The 24,515-nt window shown below is 63.4% G+C and carries 23 protein-coding genes; 8 read left to right on the top strand and 15 right to left on the bottom strand.

Annotated elements, in window-relative coordinates; all coding sequences use genetic code 11:
* Positions 1 to 131: 131 nt before the first annotated feature.
* Positions 132 to 1,307 carry a GGDEF domain-containing protein gene (locus B015_RS0111035; protein WP_018427754.1) on the bottom strand — a complete coding sequence of 392 codons (1,176 nt, stop codon included), beginning with the start codon at positions 1,305 to 1,307 and terminating at the stop codon, positions 132 to 134.
* A 258-nt stretch (positions 1,308 to 1,565) separates the two neighbouring features.
* On the opposite strand from B015_RS0111035, the gene parE reads away from it, so the two are divergent.
* Positions 1,566 to 3,626 carry a DNA topoisomerase IV subunit B gene (gene parE, locus B015_RS0111030; RefSeq protein WP_018427753.1) on the top strand — a complete coding sequence of 687 codons (2,061 nt, stop codon included), beginning with the start codon at positions 1,566 to 1,568 and terminating at the stop codon, positions 3,624 to 3,626.
* Positions 3,627 to 3,647: 21 nt separating this feature from the next.
* Here the strand turns inward: parE and B015_RS0111025 are convergent, their stop codons facing one another.
* Positions 3,648 to 4,769: a DUF2336 domain-containing protein gene (locus B015_RS0111025; RefSeq protein WP_018427752.1), complete on the bottom strand. Its 1,122-nt coding sequence runs from the start codon at positions 4,767 to 4,769 to the stop codon at positions 3,648 to 3,650.
* 149 nt (positions 4,770 to 4,918) lie between these two features.
* Between B015_RS0111025 and B015_RS0111020 the strand changes: the two genes are divergently transcribed.
* Positions 4,919 to 5,368 (top strand): MaoC family dehydratase, encoded by a 450-nt coding sequence (locus tag B015_RS0111020; RefSeq protein WP_018427751.1) that lies wholly within the window; start codon positions 4,919 to 4,921, stop codon positions 5,366 to 5,368.
* Complete coding sequence (locus B015_RS0111015) at positions 5,368 to 6,243, top strand: CoA ester lyase (protein WP_018427750.1); 876 nt, start codon at positions 5,368 to 5,370, stop codon at positions 6,241 to 6,243. The genes B015_RS0111020 and B015_RS0111015 overlap by 1 nt, the downstream gene beginning before the upstream one ends.
* Here the strand turns inward: B015_RS0111015 and B015_RS0111010 are convergent.
* Together B015_RS0111010 and B015_RS0111005 are read right to left on the bottom strand one after the other, a co-directional pair.
* Positions 6,240 to 6,848, bottom strand: a complete 609-nt coding sequence (locus B015_RS0111010) for a flavin reductase family protein (RefSeq protein WP_018427749.1) — start codon at positions 6,846 to 6,848, stop codon at positions 6,240 to 6,242. The two genes, B015_RS0111015 and B015_RS0111010, sit on opposite strands and share 4 nt — an antisense overlap.
* A 4-nt stretch (positions 6,849 to 6,852) precedes the next feature.
* Positions 6,853 to 7,437 (bottom strand): nitroreductase, encoded by a 585-nt coding sequence (locus tag B015_RS0111005; protein WP_026227148.1) that lies wholly within the window; start codon positions 7,435 to 7,437, stop codon positions 6,853 to 6,855.
* Positions 7,438 to 7,571: 134 nt separating this feature from the next.
* Between B015_RS0111005 and B015_RS0111000 the strand changes: the two genes are divergently transcribed.
* A complete protein-coding gene (locus tag B015_RS0111000; RefSeq protein ID WP_018427746.1) occupies positions 7,572 to 8,540 on the top strand; it encodes a hypothetical protein in 969 nt (322 codons plus the stop codon).
* A gap of 303 nt (positions 8,541 to 8,843) precedes the next feature.
* On the opposite strand, the gene B015_RS0110995 is transcribed toward B015_RS0111000, so the two are convergent.
* From B015_RS0110995 to yidD, 4 genes are all read right to left on the bottom strand, one after another.
* Positions 8,844 to 9,731 (bottom strand): lysophospholipid acyltransferase family protein, encoded by an 888-nt coding sequence (locus B015_RS0110995; RefSeq protein WP_018427745.1) that lies wholly within the window; start codon positions 9,729 to 9,731, stop codon positions 8,844 to 8,846.
* 108 nt (positions 9,732 to 9,839) lie between these two features.
* Positions 9,840 to 11,816, bottom strand: coding sequence for a threonine--tRNA ligase (gene thrS, locus B015_RS0110990; protein ID WP_026227147.1), 1,977 nt, complete (start codon positions 11,814 to 11,816; stop codon positions 9,840 to 9,842).
* Between the two features lie 154 nt (positions 11,817 to 11,970).
* Positions 11,971 to 12,768 (bottom strand): class D beta-lactamase, encoded by a 798-nt coding sequence (blaOXA, locus tag B015_RS0110985; RefSeq protein WP_018427743.1) that lies wholly within the window; start codon positions 12,766 to 12,768, stop codon positions 11,971 to 11,973.
* A gap of 177 nt (positions 12,769 to 12,945) precedes the next feature.
* The gene (yidD, locus tag B015_RS0110980) at positions 12,946 to 13,311 is read right to left on the bottom strand and encodes a membrane protein insertion efficiency factor YidD (protein WP_018427742.1); all 366 of its coding nucleotides are present in this window, start codon (positions 13,309 to 13,311) and stop codon (positions 12,946 to 12,948) included.
* Between the two features lie 357 nt (positions 13,312 to 13,668).
* Here yidD and B015_RS0110975 point away from each other — a divergent pair, with 357 nt between their 5' ends.
* Positions 13,669 to 14,583: a LysR substrate-binding domain-containing protein gene (locus tag B015_RS0110975; RefSeq protein WP_018427741.1), complete on the top strand. Its 915-nt coding sequence runs from the start codon at positions 13,669 to 13,671 to the stop codon at positions 14,581 to 14,583.
* A 2-nt stretch (positions 14,584 to 14,585) separates the two neighbouring features.
* On the opposite strand, the gene B015_RS0110970 is transcribed toward B015_RS0110975, so the two are convergent.
* Positions 14,586 to 15,032 carry an iron-sulfur cluster assembly scaffold protein gene (locus B015_RS0110970; protein ID WP_018427740.1) on the bottom strand — a complete coding sequence of 149 codons (447 nt, stop codon included), beginning with the start codon at positions 15,030 to 15,032 and terminating at the stop codon, positions 14,586 to 14,588.
* Between the two features lie 233 nt (positions 15,033 to 15,265).
* Between B015_RS0110970 and folE the strand changes: the two genes are divergently transcribed.
* The 3 genes from folE to B015_RS0110955 all read left to right on the top strand — a co-directional run bounded on the left by folE (position 15,266) and on the right by B015_RS0110955 (position 17,500).
* Entirely contained in the window at positions 15,266 to 15,907 is a 642-nt protein-coding gene (folE, locus tag B015_RS0110965) for a GTP cyclohydrolase I FolE (protein ID WP_018427739.1), read from the top strand.
* 36 nt (positions 15,908 to 15,943) lie between these two features.
* Positions 15,944 to 16,399 carry a phosphoribosyl-AMP cyclohydrolase gene (hisI, locus tag B015_RS0110960; RefSeq protein ID WP_018427738.1) on the top strand — a complete coding sequence of 152 codons (456 nt, stop codon included), beginning with the start codon at positions 15,944 to 15,946 and terminating at the stop codon, positions 16,397 to 16,399.
* A gap of 132 nt (positions 16,400 to 16,531) precedes the next feature.
* Complete coding sequence (locus B015_RS0110955; protein WP_018427737.1) at positions 16,532 to 17,500, top strand: patatin family protein; 969 nt, start codon at positions 16,532 to 16,534, stop codon at positions 17,498 to 17,500.
* A gap of 15 nt (positions 17,501 to 17,515) precedes the next feature.
* On the opposite strand, the gene B015_RS0110950 is transcribed toward B015_RS0110955, so the two are convergent.
* From B015_RS0110950 to B015_RS0110925, 6 genes are all read right to left on the bottom strand, one after another.
* The gene (locus tag B015_RS0110950) at positions 17,516 to 18,292 is read right to left on the bottom strand and encodes a transglutaminase family protein (RefSeq protein WP_018427736.1); all 777 of its coding nucleotides are present in this window, start codon (positions 18,290 to 18,292) and stop codon (positions 17,516 to 17,518) included.
* A gap of 97 nt (positions 18,293 to 18,389) precedes the next feature.
* Positions 18,390 to 20,180, bottom strand: a complete 1,791-nt coding sequence (gene recJ, locus B015_RS0110945) for a single-stranded-DNA-specific exonuclease RecJ (protein WP_018427735.1) — start codon at positions 20,178 to 20,180, stop codon at positions 18,390 to 18,392.
* A 56-nt stretch (positions 20,181 to 20,236) separates the two neighbouring features.
* Entirely contained in the window at positions 20,237 to 21,211 is a 975-nt protein-coding gene (gene glpX / locus B015_RS0110940) for a class II fructose-bisphosphatase (protein WP_018427734.1), read from the bottom strand.
* 188 nt (positions 21,212 to 21,399) lie between these two features.
* Positions 21,400 to 22,713, bottom strand: a complete 1,314-nt coding sequence (locus tag B015_RS0110935) for a homoserine dehydrogenase (RefSeq protein WP_018427733.1) — start codon at positions 22,711 to 22,713, stop codon at positions 21,400 to 21,402.
* A 49-nt stretch (positions 22,714 to 22,762) separates the two neighbouring features.
* Positions 22,763 to 23,980 carry an LL-diaminopimelate aminotransferase gene (locus tag B015_RS0110930; RefSeq protein WP_018427732.1) on the bottom strand — a complete coding sequence of 406 codons (1,218 nt, stop codon included), beginning with the start codon at positions 23,978 to 23,980 and terminating at the stop codon, positions 22,763 to 22,765.
* 47 nt (positions 23,981 to 24,027) lie between these two features.
* Positions 24,028 to 24,471 (bottom strand): hypothetical protein, encoded by a 444-nt coding sequence (locus B015_RS0110925; protein ID WP_245262155.1) that lies wholly within the window; start codon positions 24,469 to 24,471, stop codon positions 24,028 to 24,030.
* Positions 24,472 to 24,515 lie beyond the last annotated feature (44 nt).

Below are 24,515 nucleotides of genomic sequence, written 5' to 3'. Positions count from 1 at the left end.
TCGTTAGGCCTAAGCCAGCCTGTCGGAACTGCCCCATCGCAGACCGGCGATCTGGCAGCCCCCCCGGGGTTGGTCCGACTGTGATCCCAAGTGGGACGGAGAACACTTGGCTCTCCGACGAGAAAACAGCCTTAGGCGAACAAAAGTTCCGGCTCGCGGTAACCTTCACTGTCGGCGGTCTCGGCTGTTGCAACGCGGTTGCGGCCGGCGCGTTTTGCAGCGTAGAGCGCCGCGTCTGCGCCAAGCAGCATCTGCTCAACCGTCCGCATCTCGCCGTCGCCGAAACAGACGCCGACGCTGACCGTGCTGCGGAGCGGGCCGAGCTTGGTGCCGACGACCTCTGCGCCGAAGGACGCGCCGACCTTGCGGAGGATTTCGTAGGCCTCCAGCGCGCTCATTCCGGACATGACGATCGCGAACTCCTCGCCACCAAGCCTGAAGACCTCGACGTCGTCATTCGCGTAGCGCCTGACGACATCGGCGAAACGCTGCAAAACCCGGTCGCCCACGGCATGGCCGAAAACATCATTGGTGCGCTTGAAGTGGTCGAGGTCGACCATGGCCAGCGCCATGTGCTGCCCAAAGCTGGTGTCACCATGCAGCGAATTGAGTGCCCGGCGGTTCATCAACCCCGTCAGCGGATCGGTTAGCGTTTCCTCGGTCAGCCTGCTCTGGGTGCGCAGATGATGGAAAGAGATCGTGAGTGCCCCAAGGGCCGTCATGCAGGCGACGACGACGACAGTGTTCACGTCCTCGGCCCAGTTATGAGGCACGCTGCCAAGTGTCCATTGCTTCTGCTGGATGATGACGAAGGCACACAGTGCGAAGGATATGGCGCTGCTGCCGGTGAGCAGCGACACCGGCGCGAGCACGCGGCGGTCGACATCCTTGCAGGTCCAGAATGCGGTCGCCGTCATGATCAGGATACCAGTGACCGCCGAATAGGCGATGATAAAGCCGATGCCATCAAGGCCGAACGCTGTCACCACGACCGTCAGCGCGATGATCGCAGCGATCGGCAGCGCCGCGGGTTTCGACCAGCCACGCTCGATGTATTGGTCGGCGGCAGCGAAGACGACAAAGAAGCCGGCGACGAGCAACGCCAGCATTGCCGGCCCGAGCCAGGGTGAGGCATCGCGTCCGTAAAGCCAAAAGGCGATGACATGGGTGACGAGAAGTAGTATTCCGACCGCCATCGTGAGAACGAAACGGGACTGACGCGCCGTCAGCCAGATCGCGACGAGCGTTCCGCTCAGACACGCACCGGACAGGGCCGTGGCGAGCAACAAGGAACCGAAGTCAAGCACGGGGGCGCGGCCTTCCTGATGTCCGAATGTTCGGGCAGCAGTTATTGGGCAATACAGGTTAGCCGCAACCTTACAAACCCGCTTCCGTCGCCGCCCAACCGCGGCGATTTCGGATAGCGTTTACGAATGGTTGCACCCTCACGGCCAATTCGGACATATCGAACGGGCCGGGGACGAACAGATCAGGAACTATTGCCAGACCGTCAAAACTGGCAAACTCGACCAAGTGATTCGCAGCTCGGAAAAATCGTATTGAGCATGGACGACAACAGCGACCTTTTCGGCAATCTCGGCAATCAGCCCGCACGTCCCGTGTCCCGTCCGGCCGACCCGCTGGTCGCAGCCGCTGCGGCGGCAAAGCGCCCTGCTCCGGTCAAGGATGCCAGCGACAGCTACAGCGCGGCCGACATCGAGGTTCTCGAAGGGCTGGAGCCGGTGCGTCGCCGTCCGGGCATGTATATCGGCGGCACCGACGAAAAGGCGCTGCACCATCTTTTCGCTGAGGTCATCGACAACTCGATGGACGAGGCCGTGGCCGGCCACGCGACCTTCATTGAGGTCGAGCTCGACGCCGAGGGCTTTCTCACGGTCACCGACAACGGCCGCGGCATCCCCGTCGATCCGCATCCGAAGTTCAAGGACAAGTCGGCGCTCGAGGTCATCATGACCACGCTGCATGCCGGCGGCAAGTTCGATTCCAAGGTCTACGAAACCTCGGGCGGTCTGCACGGCGTCGGCGTCTCCGTGGTCAACGCGCTGTCCGACCAACTCGAAGTCGAGGTGGCGCGCAACCGCAAACTGTTCCGTCAGCGTTTTTCGCGCGGCGTCCCGCAGGGCGGATTGGAAAGTCTCGGCGACGTCCAAAACAGGCGCGGCACCAAAGTACGCTTCCACCCCGATCCCGACATTTTCGGCAAGGGTGCGCATTTCGAGCCGGCCCGCATCTGCAAGATGGCCCGCTCCAAGGCCTATCTGTTCGGTGGCGTCGAAATCCGCTGGAGCTGCGATCCGGCACTCATCAAGGAAAAGGACGAAACGCCGACCAAAGCGGTGTTCCATTTCCCCGGTGGCCTCGGCGACTATCTCAAGGCTTCTCTCGGCAACGAGATGCAGGTCACGCGCGAGATCTTCGCGGGCAAGAGCGACAAGCAGAGCGGCCACGGTTCGGTCGAATGGGCCGTCACCTGGTTTGGCGGCGACGGTTTCGTCAATTCCTACTGCAACACCATCCCGACCGGCGACGGCGGCACCCATGAGATGGGCTTCCGCAACGTGCTGACGCGCGGCCTGCGCGCCTATGCCGACCTCGTTGGCAACAAGCGCGCCTCGATCGTCACCAGTGAAGACGTGATGATCTCGGCAGCCGGCATGCTGTCGGTGTTCATCCGCGAGCCTGAGTTCGTCGGCCAGACCAAGGACAAGCTGGCGACAGTCGAGGCCATGCGCATCGTCGAGACAGCGCTCCGCGATCCGTTCGACCACTGGCTTGCCGACAATCCCCAGGAAGCCTCGAAGCTGCTCGACTGGGTGATCGCGCGCGCCGACGAGCGCGTGCGCCGCCGCCAGGAAAAGGAAGTGTCGCGCAAGAGCGCCGTGCGCAAGCTGCGCCTGCCCGGCAAGCTGGCCGACTGTACACAGAACGCGGCAGCGGGCGCAGAGCTGTTCATCGTCGAGGGTGACTCGGCAGGCGGATCGGCCAAGCAGGCGCGCGACCGCTCGATGCAGGCGATCCTGCCGCTGCGTGGCAAGATCCTCAACGTCGCCAGCGCCGGCAACGACAAGCTGGCGTCCAACCAGCTGATCGGCGACCTGATCCAGGCGCTGGGCTGCGGCACGCGCTCGAAATACCGCGAAGAAGACCTGCGCTACGACCGCGTCATCATCATGACCGACGCCGACGTCGACGGTGCCCACATCGCCTCGCTGCTGATCACCTTCTTCTATCAGGAGATGCCCGAGCTGGTCCGTGGCGGACACCTCTATATGGCGGTGCCGCCGCTCTATTCGATCCGCCAGGGCGGCAAGGTGGCTTACGCCCGCGACGACGCCCATAAGGACGAATTGCTGAAGACCGAATTCACCGGGCGCGGCAAGGTCGAGATCGGCCGTTTCAAGGGCCTTGGCGAGATGATGGCCTCGCAGCTCAAGGAAACGACGATGGACCCGAAGAAGCGCACGCTGCTGCAGGTCGAGGTCAATGAAAGCGAAGACGACACCAAGAATGCCGTCGATGCACTGATGGGCACCAAGCCGGAATTGCGCTTCCGCTTCATCCAGGAACGCGCCGAGTTTGCAGCTGCGGACGCTCTCGATATCTGATCGAGGGCGAACCGTCCGTCGTCAGGCGGCCGCTATCGCCAAGGCGTGACCCCTGGCGTTTTCGCGCAGGGCGTCGAGATGGATCGACTTGACCAGGCTGGCCAGTTCGCCTTCCGCACCCTGGCCGCCAAGCTCTTTCAGCATCAGCCAACTGACTTCCTGTGCACCGGCAACGCGGCGGCCGTTGGCTACCTCGCGCCAGACTTTCAGCGCGCGCAAGATGATCGCGTGCGTCGCGTCGGCCAGGCCGGCGGCGCGGAACAATGCCGTCAGGGCGACGTCCTGCCCGCTCGAGAGCAGCGCCCTCACCCGCTGTTCATCGCGTCCGGTGAGCACAACCAGCGCCGCACCAAAGAAATCGACCTTGCCGTGCGCCAGCACACGGATGATGAAGCTCGCGGTCAGATCGCCGCGCAGGCGCAGATGTTCGACCAGTGCCGCCTGCTCCTTGGCACTTGTACCTTCGATCAGGGTCAGCGAAGCCTTGACGCAGGCGTCGCGCATCACCCGGTCGGCGCGGGCAGTGCCCATCAGCGCCATGACCAGCGGCGACGCCTTGAGCGCCTCACCCAGCTTGACCAGCAGCAGGTGCCGACAATCGGACGGCAGGCGCGGATCGGCGACAAGCGCCTCGCGCAGGCTTGCGTCATGGCCGAAGCGCTCGGCCATGCGGCGGAAGCTCAGCGAGGCGATTTCGGCACCATAGTTGCGGACCAGGGTCACGCAAGCCCTGGCTTCCCCCACCTCGGCGATGGCCGCCGCGAGCGACATGGAGACGTAAGGTCGGTCGGCAATGAGGTTCTGGACCGCCGGCGAACCGGCAGCGACACGATCGATCAGGTCGGAATCGGTAAGCAGCGGCGACCGCGCCAACACCATGGCGGCAACATCAGGCTGGTCGGAAGCAAGTGCCGATATGATCTGCAGGGGCGCGTTGGCGCTCATCGACAGTGCTTCGGCGAGCGCCTGACGAACCTTCGGCGATGGATCGTCAAGCAGCAACGTGAGGGCGGCCTCGGCGGCACAGCGGTCCTCGAACGGCAGTTCGCGCCCCACATAAGCGCTGGCAAGCGCAGCGGCGGCAGCGGCGCGTTCGCCCACCTTCGCCGTATCGATCCATTTGAGGAAATGCGAAACGACCATCCGCTCTTCTTCACCCCCGGCAGCATGTGCCCCAACCCAGCATGACCCTAGGAACAAAAGGTTTACGAACGGTTCACCATATCCGTTAACCCGCTTGCCGGCTGTCGTGGCAGCGCCTATCAAGCCGATGATAACAGGAGGATGTGTCGATGGCCGGTCTCTATCTCGAGGAATTCAAAGTCGGCCAACTCATCCGCCACCAACTCACCAAGACCGTCACCGAGAGCGACAACATGCTGTTCTCGACGATGACGCTGAACGCCCAGCCACTGCACATCGATTTCGATTTCGCCGCCAAGAGCGAATGGGGCAAGCCGCTGGTCAATTCGCTGTTCACGCTCGGTCTGATGATCGGCATTTCGGTGCACGACACCACGCTTGGCACCACCATCGGCAATCTCGGTATGACCGAGACGATCTTCCCTCACCCGGTCTTCCACGGCGACACCATCCGCGTCGAGACCGAGGTGCTTTCGGTGCGCGAATCGAAGTCCAAGACCGATCGCGGCATCGTCGAATTCGAACATCGCGCCTACAATCAGGACGGTGCCCTGGTTGCCAAGTGCCGGCGGCAGGCCATGATGAAGAAGGCTGCCTGATGCGGTCGCTGCTGTTTGTTCCTGCTGATTCGGAGAAGAAGCTCGCGCGCGGCTTCGCCTCGGGCGCCGATGTCGTCATCGTCGATCTCGAGGATTCGGTCGCACCGCAGAACAAGGCGCATGCGCGCGCCATTGCCGCCGACTTCATCGCCAACACGCGAAACGATGCCAAGGCGACCATCTATGTCAGGGTCAACGATCTCGGCACCGGTATGACCGACGACGACCTGCGCGCCATCATCCCGGTCGGGCCGCACGGCATCATGCTGCCCAAGTCGAATTCGGGCGTCGACGTTCAGCACCTCTCGGCCAAGCTTCGGGTCCACGAGGCCGAGAGCGGCCTGCCCGACGGGTCGACAAGGATCATACCGATCATCACCGAGACGGCCGCAGGCGTGCTCGCCACCGGCACATATGCCGGTGCAAGTGCCCGCCTTGCCGGCCTGACTTGGGGGGCGGAAGACCTGTCGGCCGCCATCGGCGCACGTGCAGCCCGCGATGAATCGGGCCGCTACACCGATGTCTTCAGGCTGGCGCGCGCGATGACCATCCTTGGGGCTACGGCTGCAGACACCGCCGCCATCGACACCGTGTTCGTCAATTTCCGAGACCCCGCTGCCTTGCGAGTGGAATGCATCGACGCTGAGCGCGACGGTTTTACCGCCAAGATGGCGATCCATCCGGACCAGGTCGCCGTCATCAACGAGGCGTTCACGCCGACATCAGAGGCAGTGGCCCGTGCGGCAGCAGTCGTTGCGGCATTCGAAGAAGCCGGCAATCCCGGGGTCGTCGGCATCGATGGCAAGATGTATGACCGGCCGCATCTCAGGCTCGCCCAGCGGCTGCTGGCCCGGGCGCGCGCCGCTGGCGTCTAGCTATCTTCCCAGCGCGGGCGTCGCATCGAGAAGACGGCATCCACGGTCGAGTAGTCCATGTAGCCAAGGCGGGCGACGTTGCCGGCCTTGACCGCATCGAACAGCCCATCCGTCAGGAACGCCTCGTCGATGTGGATGCCAACCACCTCGCCAATGACCACGATCGGGCCGGCTTCCTTGCCATCGAGCCCCTTGGGCCGGAATATCTCCGTGACCTTGCACTCAAGTGCCGCAGGTGCTTCGGCGACACGAGGCGGCGCCACCAGCCGTGAAGGTGCCGCCGTCAGCCCGGCGTAGTCGAATTCGCTTGTGCCGCGAGGCGCGTTGACCGAACTGCGGTTCATCTTCTCGGAAAGGTCACGCCCGACGATGTTGGCGACGAATTCACGGGTCTCGCCGGCAAAGGTGGCGCTATCCTTCTGGCCCTCGGATGAAAACCACACCAGCGGCGGCTTGCCTGAAAGCGCATTAAAAAAGGAATAGGGCGCGAGGTTCAGCGCCCCATCCTTGGCGACCGTCGAAATCCAGCCGATCGGCCGCGGCGCAACCAGCGCCTTGAACGGATCATGTGGCAGGCCGTGGCCCTTCGACGGTTCATAGAACATCTGCTCAGCCTTCCCAGGGACCGGAATAATCGGCGTAGAGCTTGCTCACATCGGGGCGCGGACGCTCCTGCCCTGCGCCCTCGTAGGAGCCAATGTGGACGAAGCCCACGACGCGCTCATGCGGCGCAAGGCCAAGCAAGGTCCTTCCTTCCTCGGAATCCGAATACCAGTTGGTGATCAGGTTGGTGCCGTAGCCCAGCGCGTTCGCCGCGGTGATCAGGTTCATCGCAGCCATGCCGCCGGACAGGAACATCTCCCACTGCGGGATCTTCGGGTTTTCCTTGGGGCTGGAGACGACGCCGATGACCAGCGGCGCGCGCGAGAAGCGGGCAAGCTCCTGGTTGCGGCGGCCCTCCGGCAGCGGCCCTTCGCGGCGTTCGGCGAGTTCGGCCAGTTGCTTGCCGATCTCGACGCGAACGTCGCCGCGATAGAGGATGAAGCGCCAGGGCTCCAGTCGGCCATGGTCGGGCACGCGGGCGGCGGCGCGCAGCATCGTTTCGATGTCGGCATCCGAGGGCGCTGGCTCACGCAACTCCGGAATGGGAGCGGAATTTCGGGTCAGCAAAAAGTCGATGATCGGCGATGTCACAGCGCGGGCACTCCTGGTTTTCGGGCTGAAGCGCCAACCGGAATGGCGGCTGCTCTGGCAGCGGCGCGTCTCGGGAGATTCCATCGCGCCGGAATAGCCTTGAAATTGCCACCGCCTTGGGCTTCAAACAAGGCATGTTCAGGGGACGCTTCCGATTTTTCGCGCCGATTCTGGGTGCCGCACTGTTTACGGTGCAGCCTCTGGCCGGCCACGCGCAGGATGGTGCCTCTGCCATCAACGGGCTCAGCCTGCCCGGCATCTCGGGATTTGCCCCACCGCGCAGCGACGAGCCGCTGGCAACAAGCGGGCTCGGCGAGATCACACTGACGGCGCAGCTTACCGATAAGAGCAAGGACATCGCGCGCGGGCTGGTCTGGCGCGTCTTCCGTCCCGAGGCCGGGCCTGACGGCAAGCTGCCGCTGGTGGCTTCCGCCCAGGGCGGCACCAGCATGTTCCAGCTGCCGCCCGGCAGCTATCTGGTTCATGCCTCCTATGGCCGCGCCGGCGCCACCAAGCGCATCACCGTCGGCAAGGAAGGCAAACGCGAGAACCTCGTGCTCGACGCCGGCGGACTCAAGCTCGACGCCGTGCTTTCGGGCGGTGTGCGCATCCCCTCGGGCAAGCTCAAGTTTTCCATCTATGAGGCCGAGCCCGGCAGCGACGGAGAACGCGCGCTCATCATCCCCAATGTCGCGCCCAACACGGTGGTGCGGCTGAATTCCGGCACCTATCACGTCGTCTCGACCTATGGCAGCGTCAACGCCGTCATCCGCTCCGACATCCGCGTCGAGGCCGGCAAGCTGACCGAGGCAACCGTCGAGCACCGTGCCGCAGACGTCACCTTCAAGCTGGTGCGCGAGGCCGGAGGCGAGGCGATCGCCGACACCTCGTGGTCGGTGCTGACAGAATCCGGCGACCCGCTGCGCGAAGCCGTGGGCGCCTTCGCCTCCATGGTGCTGTCGGAAGGCGAATACACCATCATCGCCAAGAACCGCGACCGCATCTACCAGCGCGACTTCACGGTCGTTGCCGGCCGCGGCCAGGATGTCGAAGTGGTGGCTTCTGAAGATGCCGCCATAGACCCGACCGAAGGCGCCGACTGACCTCAGCCTGTGGTGCGCTTCACGCGGCATTCCAACGGATCAAGCACAAGTATGGCGCAACCTGCGGCAGTGGCGCTTCCATCGCCGGAATCGGGTACCTCGTCGACCCGCATCTCCCCCTTGGCGATAGCGAAACGTCGAGGCTCGGGGCGGGCGACTACGGCTCAGCTAGGCGTCCCGAACAGGCAGTTCATTAGCTGCGAGGCGCAACCTCGCCCCGCTTGAAGCGGAACGCACCCAAGTCGGAGCTCCGTCTGGATCGTGAGGTTTCCCGAAAGCTCTCGTGACAACAGGCGAAGGCCCTCAGGCAGCAAGCCGGCGACGCACGGTCGGCTTCGCCAGGCCAAACACCTTGCCATGAAGAAAAGCCAACAGCGCCTTGCGATCGCCAATGTCGTGCATGTCCTGCCAGGGGATGACGTCGCCAATGCGGACGCTGATGGAACGGCCGGACATGCGGGCGAACTCACGGATCAGCAGCGACGTCCGCAAGGCCAACGACACACCGCCGACGAAACGCACCACGCGCCTTTCGCTTTCCAGCAGCCCCATCGGGCTGCTGACGATGTGGAAAAGCCTGCCATTCTGGCCGGAGAAATGCATCGGCACCACCGATGCCTGCGCTTCCTGAACCAGCCGCGCCGGAAATATCTTCCATGGCAGGTCAACGGCACGACCGAACCCCTTTGGCGCTGTCGCCACGCCGCCGCCAGGAAAGACGACGATGGTCGTGCCTTCGCGCAGCAGCCGCAGCGCTTCGTGGCGCACGGCGAGGTTGTTCTTCAGCGCATCCTTGGTTTCGTTGAAGTCGACCGGCAGCGAGTACGGCGCCATCTCGGGAATCTTCAGCAATTCGGCATTGATCAGCACCTTGAACGGACGGTCGAGCTGTTCGGCGAGCGAAAGCACGGCCACACCGTCGGCGATGCCAAATGGGTGATTGGCGACGATGACCAGCGGGCCATCGGGGAGATTGGCGGGTGGCCAGACGCCGTCGCGCTCGACGCGAACGTCGATCAATTCCAGCATCCGCCCGAAGATGCGGTCGCGCGTCGGCACGATGCTGTCGCGCCAGATTCCGTAAAGCCTGGCATAGCGGTCGCGGCCCGACAGGCCTTCAACCGAGCGGATGAACCAGCGCTTGACGCGCGGCTGCGAGGGATTGGCGTAGGAAAGCTCTGGAAACAGCATGGCCTTGAATCAAGAACGCCTGTCACACCTGCTGATCGCTCAGCTGTGTGACAGGCGTATGAAAGCTTGATCCGCCGGCAGGTTTATCCCCACCGGCATATCTTAATGTCAGGCCGCCTCCGTGCGGCGGCGATCCGGCGTCCTCGCCTCCTCGCGCAGCGAGGCGATAGCCTCGTCGAGGCCCATCGAATGCTGATCGCGCGAACCGAGACGGCGGACGTTGACGGTCGCCTCCTCCGCCTCGCGCTTGCCGCAGACGAGAATGACCGGAACCTTGGCCAGCGAATGCTCGCGGACCTTGTAGTTGATCTTCTCGTTGCGCAGGTCGGCCTCGGCCGAAAGCCCGGCGGCCTTCAGCTTCGCCACGACCTCGCGGGCGTAGTCGTCGGCATCAGAGGTGATGGTTGCCACCACCACCTGCTGCGGTGCGAACCACAGCGGGAAATGGCCCGAATAGTTCTCGATCAGGATTCCAAGGAAGCGCTCCATCGAGCCGCAGATGGCGCGATGGATCATGACCGGCTGCTTCTTCTCCGAATCCGAACCGATATAGAAGGCGCCAAACCGCTCCGGCAGGTTGAAGTCGACCTGGGTCGTGCCGCACTGCCATTCGCGGCCGATGGCGTCCTTCAGCACATATTCGAACTTGGGACCGTAGAAGGCGCCCTCGCCCGGATTGATAGAAGTCTTGATCTTGCCGCCGGACTGCGCCTCGATGGTCTTGAGCACATTGCCCATGATCTCTTCGGCGTGGTCCCAAGCCTCGTCGGAGCCGACGCGCTTGTCTGGCCTTGTCGACAGCTTCACCGAGATCTCGTCGAAGCCGAAATCGGCATAGGTGGTCAGGATCAGGTCATTGATGCGCAGGCACTCGGCAGCGAGCTGCTCCTCAGTGCAGAAGATATGCGCATCGTCCTGCGTGAAGCCACGCACGCGCATCAATCCGTGCAACGCGCCCGACGGCTCGTAACGGTGGACGTTACCGAATTCGGCAAGCTTCACCGGAAGGTCGCGGTACGACTTCAAGCCATGCTTGAAGATCTGCACGTGGCCGGGGCAGTTCATCGGCTTGAGCGCAAAGACGCGGTCGTCGTCGGTGTCGTCGCCGGCAACCGTGACCTTGAACATCGCATCGCGATACCAACCCCAGTGGCCGGACGTCTCCCACAGGCTCTTGTCGAGCACCTGTGGGGCGTTGACCTCCTGGTAGCCTTGCGTATCGAGCCGCCGGCGCATGTAGCTGACGAGGTTCTGGAACATCTTCCAGCCCTTGGCGTGCCAGAAGACGACACCGGGGCCCTCTTCCTGGAAGTGGAACAGGTCCATCTCGCGGCCGAGCTTACGATGGTCGCGCTTCTCTGCCTCTTCCAGCATATGCAGATACTGGTCGAGCTGGGCCTGGTCGACCCAGGCCGTACCGTAGATGCGCGTCAGCATCGGATTGTTGGCATCGCCGCGCCAGTAGGCGCCGGCAACCTTCATCAGCTTGAAGGCATTGCCGATCTGGCCAGTCGAGGCCATGTGCGGACCACGACAAAGGTCGAACCACTCGCCCTGGGCGTAGATGTTGAGGTTCTGATCCTCGGGGATCGCGTCGATCAGTTCGAGCTTGTAGGCCTCGCCCTTGTCGCGGAACACCTGCTTGGCCTTGTCGCGCGACCAGACCTCCTTGGTGAAGGGCCTGTTGCGCGCGATGATCTCCCGCATCTTCTTTTCGATGACGGGAAAATCCTCCGGCGTGAAGGGCTCGTTACGGGCAAAGTCGTAATAGAAGCCGTTGTCGATGACGGGGCCGATGGTGACCTGGGTTCCCGGCCAAAGCTCCTGCACGGCTTCCGCCAGTACGTGGGCGGTGTCGTGGCGGATGAGCTCGAGCGCGCGCGGGTCGTCGCGGGTGACAATCTCGACCTTACCGGACTTGCCGAGCGGGTCGGAGAGATCGCGCAGCGTGCCGTCGATCGCGTAGGCCACGGCCTTCTTGGCCAGCGACTTCGAGATCGACTCAGCCAGGCCAGCACCGGTCATCGCCGCGTCGTACTCGCGGACGGAACCATCGGGAAATGTCAGGGAAACGGAATTCAGCAAGGTTCTTCTCCTATCCAGTCCCGCAAACGAACGCGGGTGGTTAATCACCGGATGCGTCCGGCACGAGCGGTCTTTTAGGGGGAGTTTTCGGGCTCGTAAAGCCAGACAGCGGCGCTTGACGCGCCGCTGTCGTCGATTGTGAGACGTTCAGAGCCTAGTTGGCCGGCTTCATCAGCCTGGGCAGGTCGGCAAGGAAGTCGGCGCGCACCTTTGGTCCGAGGAGCACCGGGCTCTTGCCGTCGTTGACGAAGAGCCTGGCAAAGACGATGCGCTGGTCGCCTTTCTCGGCCCAGCCAACGAACCAGCCAAAGGGCCTGTTGCGGTCGACCTTGCCCGACTTGCCGGTCATCCAGCCGGTGCCGGTCTTGCCCTTGACCTTCCAGTCGCCGGCATCAAACGCCGGAATGACGGCGTCGGTCATCTCGAAAGCCTTGGCGGATACGGGCAGGCTGTGGTCGAGGATGCGGCGGACGAAATAGACCTGTTCCTTGGGCGAGATCTGCAGCGACGAGCTCAGCCAGGAATGGGTAAGCCCATCGCGCTTGCCCGGATTGCCAGCAATGTCGCCGTTGCCATAGCCAAAGCGGCCGATATAGGCGGCAAAGCGCTCATTGCCGAGCTTGCGGGTAATCTCTTGCGAGAACCACACGACCGAATCCTTCTCCCAGGCAGTTGGGTCAACGGCGTGGCGGTCGCGCTGTACGGCATTGAATTCCGGCTTGTAGTCCCAAAGCGGCGTTTTTTCGTCCTTGAGAATTCCGGAGTCGTAACCCATCAGCGCCAGCGGGATCTTGAAGGTCGAGGCTGGGCTGACCTGCTGGTCGCAGTTGCCGTCACGGCGAAACGTGGCGCCACTACCGGCGTCGACGATCAGGGTGCACTCCAGCACCGACTTCAGGGCGGCATCTGCCGCATGGGCCTGCGGTGCCGCCAAGGTCCCAGTGGCAAGCATGGCAATTGCAAGGATCGAAAAGAGACTTTTTTGGCCGGGCACTGGCGTGGCATCCTCTATCGGTTGGCCGACAAGGCCTATGAGAGCCAGTTGTCTCGAATATGACCAGATTTGGACAGGACCTGTTTACCCTGAGCAAATCGTAAACCGCGTGCAATTCCCGTTAACGAGGCGGCTTCAGGTCTGCGGCGGATTGTGCCCGATCCGCCAGTAGCGCCACGGCGTGAACCAGCGATAGCGGCCGGCAAGCTGCTCGGGCACGCGGTCGATGCCGTGTGTCCCCCAGGGACCGCAGCGCAAAACACGAAACAGCCCCATCCAGCCGCCGGCCCACAGGCCATGCCGTGCGATCGCCTCATGGGCGTACTCCGAACAGGTCGGCATGTGCCGGCAGGCATTGCCGACAAAGCCGGACAAGGTCAGCTGATAGAAACGGACCAGCGACGTGCCGAGCACACGGCCGGGCGTCTTGCGCCAGGGCCCGGACCAGTTGCGGCCGCGCCCGACCGGTTTGCCGTGACTATGGTCATGGCCGTGGCTCATCGCCCTGGGCGCCTCTGAGTGTTCATCGGCAATAGATGTCAATTTCGACATGCAGACGCAATGTTCAGCGCATAGTACCGCGCGGCTGCGGCGCCGTGTCACGCAAGCCAGCTAAATTTCGCCGGTCGGTGGGGGCATCGACGCTGCGGGATCTCTACTTGTCGCCGATCGGCGCTGCAGCGCCCTGCCGAACGAACGGAATGGCCAGCCTGGAACGTGGCGATGCGGAACACATCCGCATAGGCGGTAATGAGCGTCGGCATGGTCTTGCCTCCTTTTCTGGCAAGATTAGACCTCCCCTAGCCGGTCGCTTCAAACGAGTATAACGTCCTATTTGGATAACCTGAGGTTATGCGTATGAAACGCGGTCGCCTGCCGTTGACCGCCCTGCGGAGCTTCGAGGCTGCCGGACGGCACCTGAGCTTCAGCCGCGCGGCGGAAGAGCTGTTCGTTACCCAAGCTGCCGTGAGCCGGCAGATCCGCGAGCTTGAGAGCTTTCTCCGGCAACCGCTGTTCGTGCGCCACCATCGGCGCGTGGAACTGACGGACGCTGGCCAGAAACTGTTGCGGCAGTTGGTGAAGAGTTTCGACGACATCGACCAGCGCCTGGACGAACTCGTGGCGCGGCCGGCGCAGTCGGTCGTCACAGTCAGCGCCGAACCTTCTCTCGCGGCAAGCTGGCTGGTGCCGAGGCTGAACCGCTTTCGTGAATTGCGGCCGGACATCGATGTCTCGCTCGACGTCGATCCGCGCCTGATCGACTTCCGCAGCGGGCAAGCGGAACTTGCGCTGCGCTTCGGCGCGCAAGCGACCTCCTGGCCGCGCAGCGAGGCCGAAAAGCTGGCCCCAGTCATCGACTCACCGATGTTGTCGCCCGCGCTGCTTGCATCAGGCCCGGTGCTCGACCATCCGGCGCAACTCGCACGCTACACGCTGCTGCACGAAGAAAACCGCAGCGGATGGGCGCGATGGTTCGAAGCCGCTGGTGTGGCCGAGGAGCTGGCACCTGATCGTGGCCCGCTGCTCGCGGACGCGTCGCTGTCCAAGCAGGCGGCGCTGCTCGGCCACGGCGTGGCACTTGGCGACCTTTTGCTGGTGCGTGACGAACTGGCCTCGGGGGCGCTGATCAAGCCGTTCGAGACCAATGTCGTGTGCGGCGCCTACTGGCTGGTGGCGAAGAACTTGCGCAAGCTTTCGGAGCCGGCAGAAGCTTTTGCCGACTGGATCAGGACCGAATTCGTCGAAAGCCGACGCTACCTGCTGACGTTCTAGCGCTAGGCGGCAGCCTCTGCCTTCTTGCGCTCGATCTGGCCGATGGCGTCGACCACCGCGTCGAAGGTCAGCATGGTCGAGGTGTGGCGCGCCTTGTAGTCGCGCACCGGCTCGAGATATTTCAGGTCTTCGAAACGGCCCTCAGGCGGCGCGCCGTTCTCCTTGAGCATGCGCAGCATGGTCTCGCGCACGGCGCGCAATTCCTCGGCAGTCGAGCCCACCACGTGCTGGGCCATGATCGACGACGATGCCTGACCGAGCGCGCATGCCTTCACGACATGGGCGAAGTCGGTGACGACACCGTCCTTCATCTGGAGATCGATGGTGACGGTCGATCCGCACAGCTTGGAATGAGCCGTCGCCGATGCATCGGGATTTTCGAGCCGGCCGAGCCGCCCGATATTCCCGGCAAAGGCAAGGATTTTCGAGTTATAGATGTCGTCGATCAACTTTTTTCACTCTGAGTGCATGTTGCGACCATCTCATGTCGCTGTCACATCTTTCAATCGTCGTCTTCACCCATATATAATGGTGAGGTTCGCGTCCCGACAAGGCACAGAGGAAGCATCGGGATCGGACAGAATACGCAGCTTTGGGTACGGCACTATTACGGTGGTCCCTGAAGTGGCTGTGTCCGTTCAACTCGTCCCTGCATCGACAGGGACTACTGGAGACGCCTGAGATGGATGCCGTGATCAAGAAGCTGATGCCACAGTCAGCCTATATGGAGAAGCCTGCCACCGACCGGCCGAGCGAGGCCGAGGTCGAGGCGGCAGTGCGCACATTGCTGCGCTGGACCGGGGATAATCCGGAACGCGAAGGCCTGATCGACACACCCAAGCGCGTCACCAAGGCATTCCGTGAGATGTTCAACGGCTACGACATGTGCCCGGCGGAAGAGCTCGGCCGCACCTTCGAGGAAGTAGCCGGCTATGACGACCTGGTCATCGTCCGCGACATAAAATTCCATTCGCATTGCGAGCACCACATGGTGCCCATCATCGGCAAGGCGCATGTCGGCTACCTGCCCGATGGCAAGGTCGTCGGGCTGTCCAAGATCGCCCGTGTCGTCGACATCTTCGCCCATCGCCTGCAGACCCAGGAAGCGATGACGGCGCAGATTGCCGGTGTCATCCAGGACGTGCTAAATCCGCGCGGAGTCGCCATCATGATCGAGGCCGAGCATATGTGCATGGCGATGCGCGGCATCCGCAAGCAGGGTTCGACGACCCTGACCTCCACCTTCACCGGCGTTTTCCGGGACAGCCCCGAAGAACAGGTCCGGTTCGTGACCATGGTGCGAGCCGGCGGCAACGGAATCTGATCCGTTCGCCGGTTCCCGAACTTTCAGGATCCGGCGATGGCCGCTTTGACTTTTCCCCAGGCTTCCGACGACAAGCGCGCTCTTGAGGAGGGTGAGGCCTTCACCCCCCGATTCGACGCCAATGGCTTCGTCACCGCCGTCGTCACCGATGCGGCCGACGGCGTGCTGTTGATGGTCGCCCACATGAACGCCGAGGCACTGGCGCTGACAATCGAGACGGGCATCGCCCACTACTGGTCGCGCTCGCGCAATTCGCTTTGGAAAAAGGGCGAAACCTCGGGAAATTTCCAGCAGGTTATCGAGTTGCGCACCGACTGCGACCAGGACGCGGTGTGGTTGCGCGTAAATGTTACCGGCCACGATGCAACCTGTCACACTGGCAGACGTTCATGCTTTTATCGGACGGTGGGGCTCAAGGACGGCATTGCGACCCTCAGCACAGACGGCAGTGAACCGCTGTTCGATACAGACGCAGTCTACCGCAAAGAATAGTGAACCTGCCTGACGCCCTGCGACACTAAGATTCACGATTTCGATACGGCCTGGATGTAGTCTGGGTTCGGGACAAGGTGTTGCAGCGCGTTTCGCTCCCTCCGGGACGTGGAGCGCTGCGGGGAGATTGTGATGCTCGAGTGGGCGTCATTTCACGCGCGTCAAAACCTCCGGGAAGCCAACGGTTTCTCTTCCGGGACGAGCGTCAACGAACCTGAAAAATCCAAACCAACCGGCATTTCGCTGGCGCTCGGCGGTGGCGCCGCACGCGGCTGGGCCCATATTGGCGTTCTGCGTGCGCTCGATGAAGCTGGCATCCGCATCAACATGATCGCCGGCACTTCGATCGGCGCGCTGGTCGGCGGCTGTTATCTCGCCGGCAAGCTCGACCAGCTCGAGGAATTCGCCCGCAGCCTGACCAAGCGCCGCATCTTCGGCCTGTTCGACCTGCAGCTGGGTGGCAACGGCCTGTTTGGCGGCATGAAGCTGGACGCGCGCATGCAGCAGCATATGGCCGGCCTCACCTTCGAGGACCTGCCCAAACCCTTCGTCTGCGTTGCTGCCGAAATCCGTACCGGCCACGAGATCTGGCTGTCGAGCGGCTCGCTGATCAAGGCTATGCGCGCCTCCTATGCCCTGCCCGGCGTCTTCGAGCCGGTCACCTGCAACGGTCGCGTGCTGGTCGACGGAGCGCTGGTCAACCCGGTCCCGGTTTCGGTCTGCCGCGCCAACGAGCAGCCGCTCGTCGTCGCCGTCAACCTGCATTACGACCTCTTCGGGCGTGCCGCCGTCATCAAGCACAGCGCCGGCGAACTGGTCGTCGAGCACCCGGCCAAAGTCAACGGCAAGGACTTAGACCGCAGCGAGCGCGAGACGCGCCTTGGCATCACGGGCGTCATGGTCGAAGCCTTCAATATCATCCAGGATCGGATTTCCAGGGCCCGGCTTGCCGGCGATCCGCCCGATCTGTCACTGCAGCCAAAGCTCGGCCATATCGGCCTGTCGGATTTCCATCGGGCAGACGAGGCGATCCGCCTCGGCTACGAAGCCACCAAGGCGCAGATGGAAGAGATCGTCAGGCTGCAGGCAGTGCTCGGCTAATTCGAAAAGTCTGGACTAGGTCCTGATCGCCAGCGGTTTGCCGTGGGCATGCTGCACATTGGCGGGTATTTTCGGGACCATTCCTGCGCGCACCCGTCTCACCCGGGCGTTCATCCAGTGTCGGATACAATGGCGATAGAGCAGCCCGCGCAGCCAGCCGAATTCCTGGCGATGCCGGCGATAGAACTCGTCTGGGCTGTTGAACAGGCCAAGATCGGCATTGATTCCCGTCTTCTGGATGTAGGTGCTTTCGCCGGCCCAATCGACCGGAGGCGCAGACAGGCAGTCCGTGCCGGCGCCATAGCCGCAAAGCCTGTCGCCGCTGCCCGCGAACCTCTCCTGCAAGGCCTTGAGGAACGGCGCGTCGAGGATAAAGCCTTCGAGATTGATCCAGCGCCCCTCGTACAGGACCTCCACCCAGCTGTGCAGGATGCTCTCAGGCGCCAGGCCATAGACAAGCTCGGGCACGACGCCGCGCTGCAAGGCCTTGTGGATAGTAAAACCGTGCAGGCGGCAGGGAATGCCCAGGCCGCGCAACAGCGCCATCAGCAATGTTCCCTTGGTGTTGCACTGGCCGTAACCGTCGCTGAGCACCTCCGATGCAGCGATGTCGTCGGCGCGATTGTAGCCGAAGGCGATCTCATCGCGGACGAAAGCGTAGGCCGCGCCGATCCTGTCGAAGGGCTGCAATTCATTCCAGCCGCGCCTTGCGATCAGCAACTGGATCGAACGTGCATCGAAGTCGAGCAGCGGTGTCTGCCCAAAATATCGCTCCATGCTTGCCGCAGTCATCCGACTCTCCCCTCTCTCGATCGCAGCGACCGTAATTCCTCTAGTCACTAGAGGATCAAGGGAAAAATCAGAACCAAGAAAATGGATTTGCCTGCGATCACGGTCCGGCCAGCGACGCATCGATGACGCGCAGTTGCACGGTGCGATTGCCGTTCCAGTGATTGACCGACAGCGAGCCCGCCACATGGACGGTGCGGCCACTGTTCCTCAGCAGGAATTCGCCGAGCGGCGCCTCGGCCGTGCGGAAGGCGATGCCTTGGATACGGCCGCCGCTTTCCGAACGCAGGTCGACGCGGACATGGCCCGTTCCAATCACGCGGACATCGGCAAGCTTGTGGCGCGGCAAGACAAAGGTTGGGGCGATGTGCCCCTGCCCGTATGGCCCGGCCTTTTCCAAAGCCTCGACAAGCGCCAGCGTTGCACCTTCGGCGGCAAGCGCGCCGTCGATCAGGAGGCTCTCCTCTTCCTGCAGGCGGAACACATCGGCAGCAGCACGCGTCTCGAAGAAGGCGCGTAGCTCGCCAAGCTTTTCCTTCTGCACGGTGATGCCAGCGGCCATGGCGTGGCCGCCACCTTTCACCAGCAACCCGGCATCGACTGCCTCGCGCACCATACGCCCAAGGTCGAAGCCGGAGACGGAACGACCCGAGCCGGTTCCAACGCCGTTGCCGTTGAAGGCGATGGCGAAAGCGGGGCGGCGGGCATGATCCTTGAGCCGCGAGGCAAGCAAGCCAACGATACCGGGGTGCCAAGTGGGGCTGGCGGTCACCAGCACTGCCGGTCCAGGTCCGGCGCCGATCTCGGCATCGGCCTCGGCGCGCGCCTCGGCCAGCATTTCGGTTTCCATCGCCTGCCGTTCCTGGTTCAGGCGGTCGAGCGTCTCGGCGATTGTACCGGCCTCGACCGGATCGTCGGTGGCAAGCAGCTTGCTACCGAGTGCCGCATCGCCGATGCGCCCGCCGGCATTGATGCGCGGGCCCAACAGGAACGACAGGTGGAAGGTATTGAGCGGCTCTCCGATCCGGGCGACCCGGGCAAGCGCGGTCAGCCCCGGATTGTTCTGCTGACGCATTGCCTGCAAGCCCTTGACGACAAAGGCTCTGTTGACGCCAGTCAGCGGCACGACGTCGGCAACGGTAGCAAGTGCGGTCAGATCGAGAAGCTTGAGCAGATCCGGCCGTGGCGCATCCGGCAGACGTTCGCGCAGCACCTTGGCGGTTTGAACCAGTGTCAGAAAGGTGACACCCGCAGCACACAGATGGCCCTGCCCCGAAAGATCGTCGTCGCGGTTGGGATTGACCACGGCAACGGCATTGGGCAGCGGCCCGCCGACCTGATGGTGGTCGAGCACGACCACATCCGCACCGGCTTCGTTGGCGGCGTCGATAGAGGCGGCGCTGTTGGTGCCACAGTCGACGGTGATGATGAGGCTGGCGCCGCGACCGATAAGCTCGCGCATCGCGTCGGGATTGGGGCCATACCCCTCGAAGATTCGGTCGGGAATGTAGATCTCCGACTGCACGTCGTAATGAGACAGGAAGCGCTTCATCAGCGCCGACGAGCAGGCGCCATCGACGTCGTAGTCGCCGAAGATGGCGACCTTTTCGCCACGGATGACGGCGTCGGCGATGCGTTCGGCCGCCTTGCCCATGTCGGTGAGCGATGCAGGATCGGGCAACAGGTCACGGATCGTCGGGTCGAGGAACCGTTCGGCATCCTCGGGCAGCACGCCACGGCCCGCCAGCACGCGCGCCACGATGTCGGGCACGCCGTGCCCTTGCGCGATCGCCAGGGCCAGCATGTCCTGGCGTTCGGTCAGCCGGTGCTCCCAGGAGACACCGGTGGCCGAACGCCTAACACCGAGAAAATTCCGCTTTTCAGTCGCCATTCAATCCCAGTCCGCCCGGTTCGGGCCGACCATAGGCGACCGCAGCGGGCGCGTAATCAGAATTTTTCGATATCCTGGTGACGTGCCTTGATCTCGCGCACCGTCTTGGACGACGAGCGCAGTACAATGGTGTGCGTGGTGATGGCATCGCGGCCGAACTTGACGCCGGCCAGCATGTTGCCGTCGGTGACGCCGGTTGCCGCAAACAGTACGTCGCCGCGCGCCATTTCCTCGATGCGATAGACCTTGTTGGGGTCGGTGATGCCCATGGTTGCCGCACGGGCGACCTTGTCGGCGCTGTCGAGCAGCAGGCGGCCCAGCATCTGGCCGCCGGTGCAGCGAAGTGCTGCCGCAGCCAGCACGCCCTCGGGCGCACCGCCGGTGCCGAGATAGATGTCGATGCCGGTTTCATCGGGATCGGTGGTGTGAATGACACCGGCCACGTCGCCGTCGCCGATCAGGCGGATAGCGGCACCGGTCGCACGGACCGCCTCGATCAGCTTGGCATGACGCGGGCGGTCGAGGATGCAGGCCGTGACTTCTTGGACCGGGACACCCTTGGCCTTGGCAACGCTGGCGATGTTTTCAGCCGGCGAGGCATCGAGGTCGATGACGCCCTCGGGGTAGCCCGGGCCGACCGCGATCTTGTCCATATAGACGTCGGGGGCGAACAGCAGGCTGCCCTTTTCGGCGATGGCGATGACGGCCAGCGCGTTGGGCAGGTTTTTGGCGCATATGGTGGTGCCTTCGAGCGGGTCGAGCGCGATGTCGACTTCGGGGCCGCCGGCGCCGACTTCCTCGCCGATATAGAGCATCGGTGCTTCGTCGCGCTCGCCCTCGCCGATCACCACGGTGCCGTTGATGGCGAGCCGGTTCAGTTCCTGGCGCATGGCGTCGACCGCCACCTGGTCGGCGGCCTTTTCGTCGCCGCGCCCGCGCAGCCGCGCTGCCGCCACTGCCGCACGCTCGGTCACGCGCACCAGTTCCATGGTGAGAATCCGGTCGAGGCCGGCAACAACGCTTTTCGCCATATCAGGGTCCTGCTGTCGAGAATTTGGGGCGCCCAGGGCGGGCTGGCCCTTATTGTCAAACAGTTATGACATCGGCAAGACCTGTTGTCCGCATAATCGAAAGCGAAACAATATCAATCGATTAAATAGGAGTAGCCGCTTTGGCGGGGCGCGGAAGGGGCAATCCGCCCCCTCTCCCCGGCCAGCGATCAGCCGGCGCGTTCGATGCGGATGACCTGCGGCTTGTCGGTCAGGTGGCCGTCCTTGGTGACACCGTCGACCGCCTTGCGCACGGCAGCTTCCGTGGTCTCGTGGGTGACCAGGATCACCGTCTTCTGCGTCGAGCCATTGGCGCCGTTGGCGTGCTGGACGATCGATTCCAGCGAAATGTCGTTGTCGGCCATGCGCTTGGCGATCGCCGCAAAGACGCCCGTGCGATCATGCACCGTCAGGCGGATGAAGTAGCCGCCGGCGTGGCTGCGCATCTGCGCTTTCTTGTAAGGGCGCAGTTCCTTAGCCGGACGGCCGAAGACCGGACCGTGCTGGAAGCCGGGGCGGCTCTTGGCGATGTCGGCGATGTCGCCGACGACGGCCGATGCGGTGGCATTGCCGCCGGCGCCGGGGCCGGAAAGCAGCAGTTCGCCGAGGATGTCGGTCTCGATCGCAACCGCGTTGGTCACGCCATGCACCTGGGCGATGACGGAGGCCGTCGGCACCATCGTGGGATGCACGCGCTGCTCGATGCCGGTCTCGGTGCGCTGGGCGACACCCAGCAGCTTGATGCGATAGCCGAGCTCGCCTGCCGCGCGGATGTCGGCCTGGGTGATGTTGGAAATGCCCTCGAGATAGATGTCGTCGGCCGCGATCTTGGTGCCGAAGGCAAGGCTGGTCAGAATCGCCAGCTTGTGGGCAGTGTCGTTGCCTTCGATGTCGAAAGTCGGATCGGCCTCGGCATAACCAAGGCGCTGTGCGTCCTTGAGGCAGGCCTCAAAGGTCAGGCCTTCGGCTTCCATACGCGTCAGGATGTAGTTGCAGGTGCCGTTGAGGATGCCGAAGACACGCGACACGGTGTTGCCGGCCATGGCTTCACGCATGGTCTTGATGACCGGAATGCCGCCGGCGACCGCCGCCTCGTAGTTGAGCAGCACGCCCTTCTTCTCGGCGACCTCGGCCAGTGCCACACCATGCTTGGCAAGCAGCGCCTTGTTGGCGGTGACGACATGACGGCCGGCATCGAGTGCCGCGCGCACGCAGGAACGCGCCGCGCCCTCGTCGCCACCGATCAGCTCGACGAAGACATCGATGTCGGCCTTCTGGGCCAGCTCGATCGGATCGTCGAACCACTGCGCGCCACCCAGGTCGATGCCGCGGTCGCGCGAACGGTCGCGGGCCGAAACGGCGGTGACGACGATCTCGCGGCCGCACTGGCGGGTGAGCTCGGCAGCCTTGTCGCGCAGCACGCGCGCCACCGAAGCGCCGACGGTGCCGAGACCGGCAATTCCAACACGCAATGCTTCAGCCATGGTCTGCGGCGCCTTTCAGGTCGGTAGTACTGGAGTGTCCGTGGTGCGCTCAGCGATGGGCTGCGAGCGGAACCACATTGTTGGGCTGTTTGGCCGTCGTCGTCAGGAAGCGCTTGATGTTGCGCGCTGCCTGGCGGATGCGATGCTCGTTTTCGACGAGCGCCAGACGGACATAGTCGTCGCCGTGCTCGCCAAAGCCCACACCGGGAGCAACCGCCACGTCGGCGTGCTCGATCAGGAGCTTCGAGAATTCGAGCGACCCAAGATGCTTGAACTGCTCGGGGATCGGCGCCCAGGCGAACATGGTTGCGGCCGGAGCCGGAATGTCCCAGCCGGCGCGCGAGAACGCGTCCACCATGATGTCGCGGCGCTTGTGATAGACCTCGCGCACTTCGGCGATGTCGGAGCCATCGCCGTTCAGTGCTGCGGTCGCCGCCACCTGGATCGGCGTGAACGCGCCATAGTCGAGATAAGACTTCACACGCGTCAGCGCGGCGATCAGCCTTTCATTGCCGACGGCAAAGCCCATGCGCCAGCCCGGCATCGAGAAGGTCTTCGACATCGAGGTGAATTCGACCGTCACGTCGATGGCGCCGGGCACCTGCAGCACCGAAGGTGGCGGATTGCCGTCGAAATAGATCTCCGAATAGGCGAGATCCGACAGGATGATGATGTCGTTCTTCTTCGCGAAGGCGACGACGTCCTTGTAGAAGTCGAGTGTCGCCACATGCGCCGTCGGGTTCGACGGATAATTCAGGATCAGCGCCAATGGCTTGGGAATCGAGTGGCGAACGCCGCGCTCGAGCGCCGGGATGAAGCCGTCATCGGGCTTTGCCTGCAGCGAGCGGATGACGCCGCCCGACATGATGAAGCCGAACGCATGGATCGGATAGGTCGGATCGGGGCACAGGACCACGTCGCCGGGGGCGGTGATCGCCTGCGCCATGTTGGCGAAGCCTTCCTTGGAACCGAGCGTGGCGACGACCTGGGTGTCGGGGTTGAGCTTCACGCCGAAACGGCGGGCGTAATAATTGGCCTGGGCGCGGCGCAGGCCGGGAATGCCGCGCGACGACGAATAGCGGTGGGTGCGCGGGTCCTGCACGACCTCGCACAGCTTGTCGACGATGCTCTGGGGCGTCGGCAGGTCGGGATTGCCCATGCCGAGATCGATAATGTCTGCGCCGCGCGACCGGGCGCTGGCCTTCAGTCGGTTGACCTGCTCGAAGACATAGGGCGGAAGGCGGCGGACCTTGTGAAATTCTTCCATGTCGCTTCTCAGGTAAACGGGGGCGCTTTTGCGTGCGCGGTATATACTCAATTACAGGCGGGGTCGATAGGGTCGCACTTGCCTTGAATGGCCTTCAGCGTGTCAGCGCCGTGCTCTCTGGCCAGCGTCGTCATCGCCTTCGAATCACCACCAGCAACAACGCCCTTGCCACCCTGGCGACGCTTTGCCGCCCCAAGTTCAGCAAGCTTTGCCGTCTTCTGGTCGTCGGTCAGTTGGGGGGCGGCAACCTTGGGTGCTATGTTGAGATTGGGATAGGTGCCGGTGTCCTGGGCGCCGCGTCCGCCTGCCAGCGCCGGTCCGGCATCCGTCGTATTCGTGCTGGTGCACCCGCTTGCCGCGAACGGCAGCGACAACATGCCCGCGCACACGATCATGCGGGCACCGAAAAAAACATGCCGACCAACACTATATGTCATAAAGTTTCCCCGACAGGCGCGGTAGAGCGCGTTGGACCCGGTAAGACGTCGCATGATAGTATGTCAATAAAAGGCCCTTTGGGAGGACCTGCGAGGAC

Source organism: Hoeflea sp. 108, assembly GCF_000372965.1.
Lineage (GTDB): Bacteria > Pseudomonadota > Alphaproteobacteria > Rhizobiales > Rhizobiaceae > Aminobacter.
Note: the sequence above shows the minus strand (reverse complement) of the source record. Positions and strands in the feature narration are given on the sequence as shown.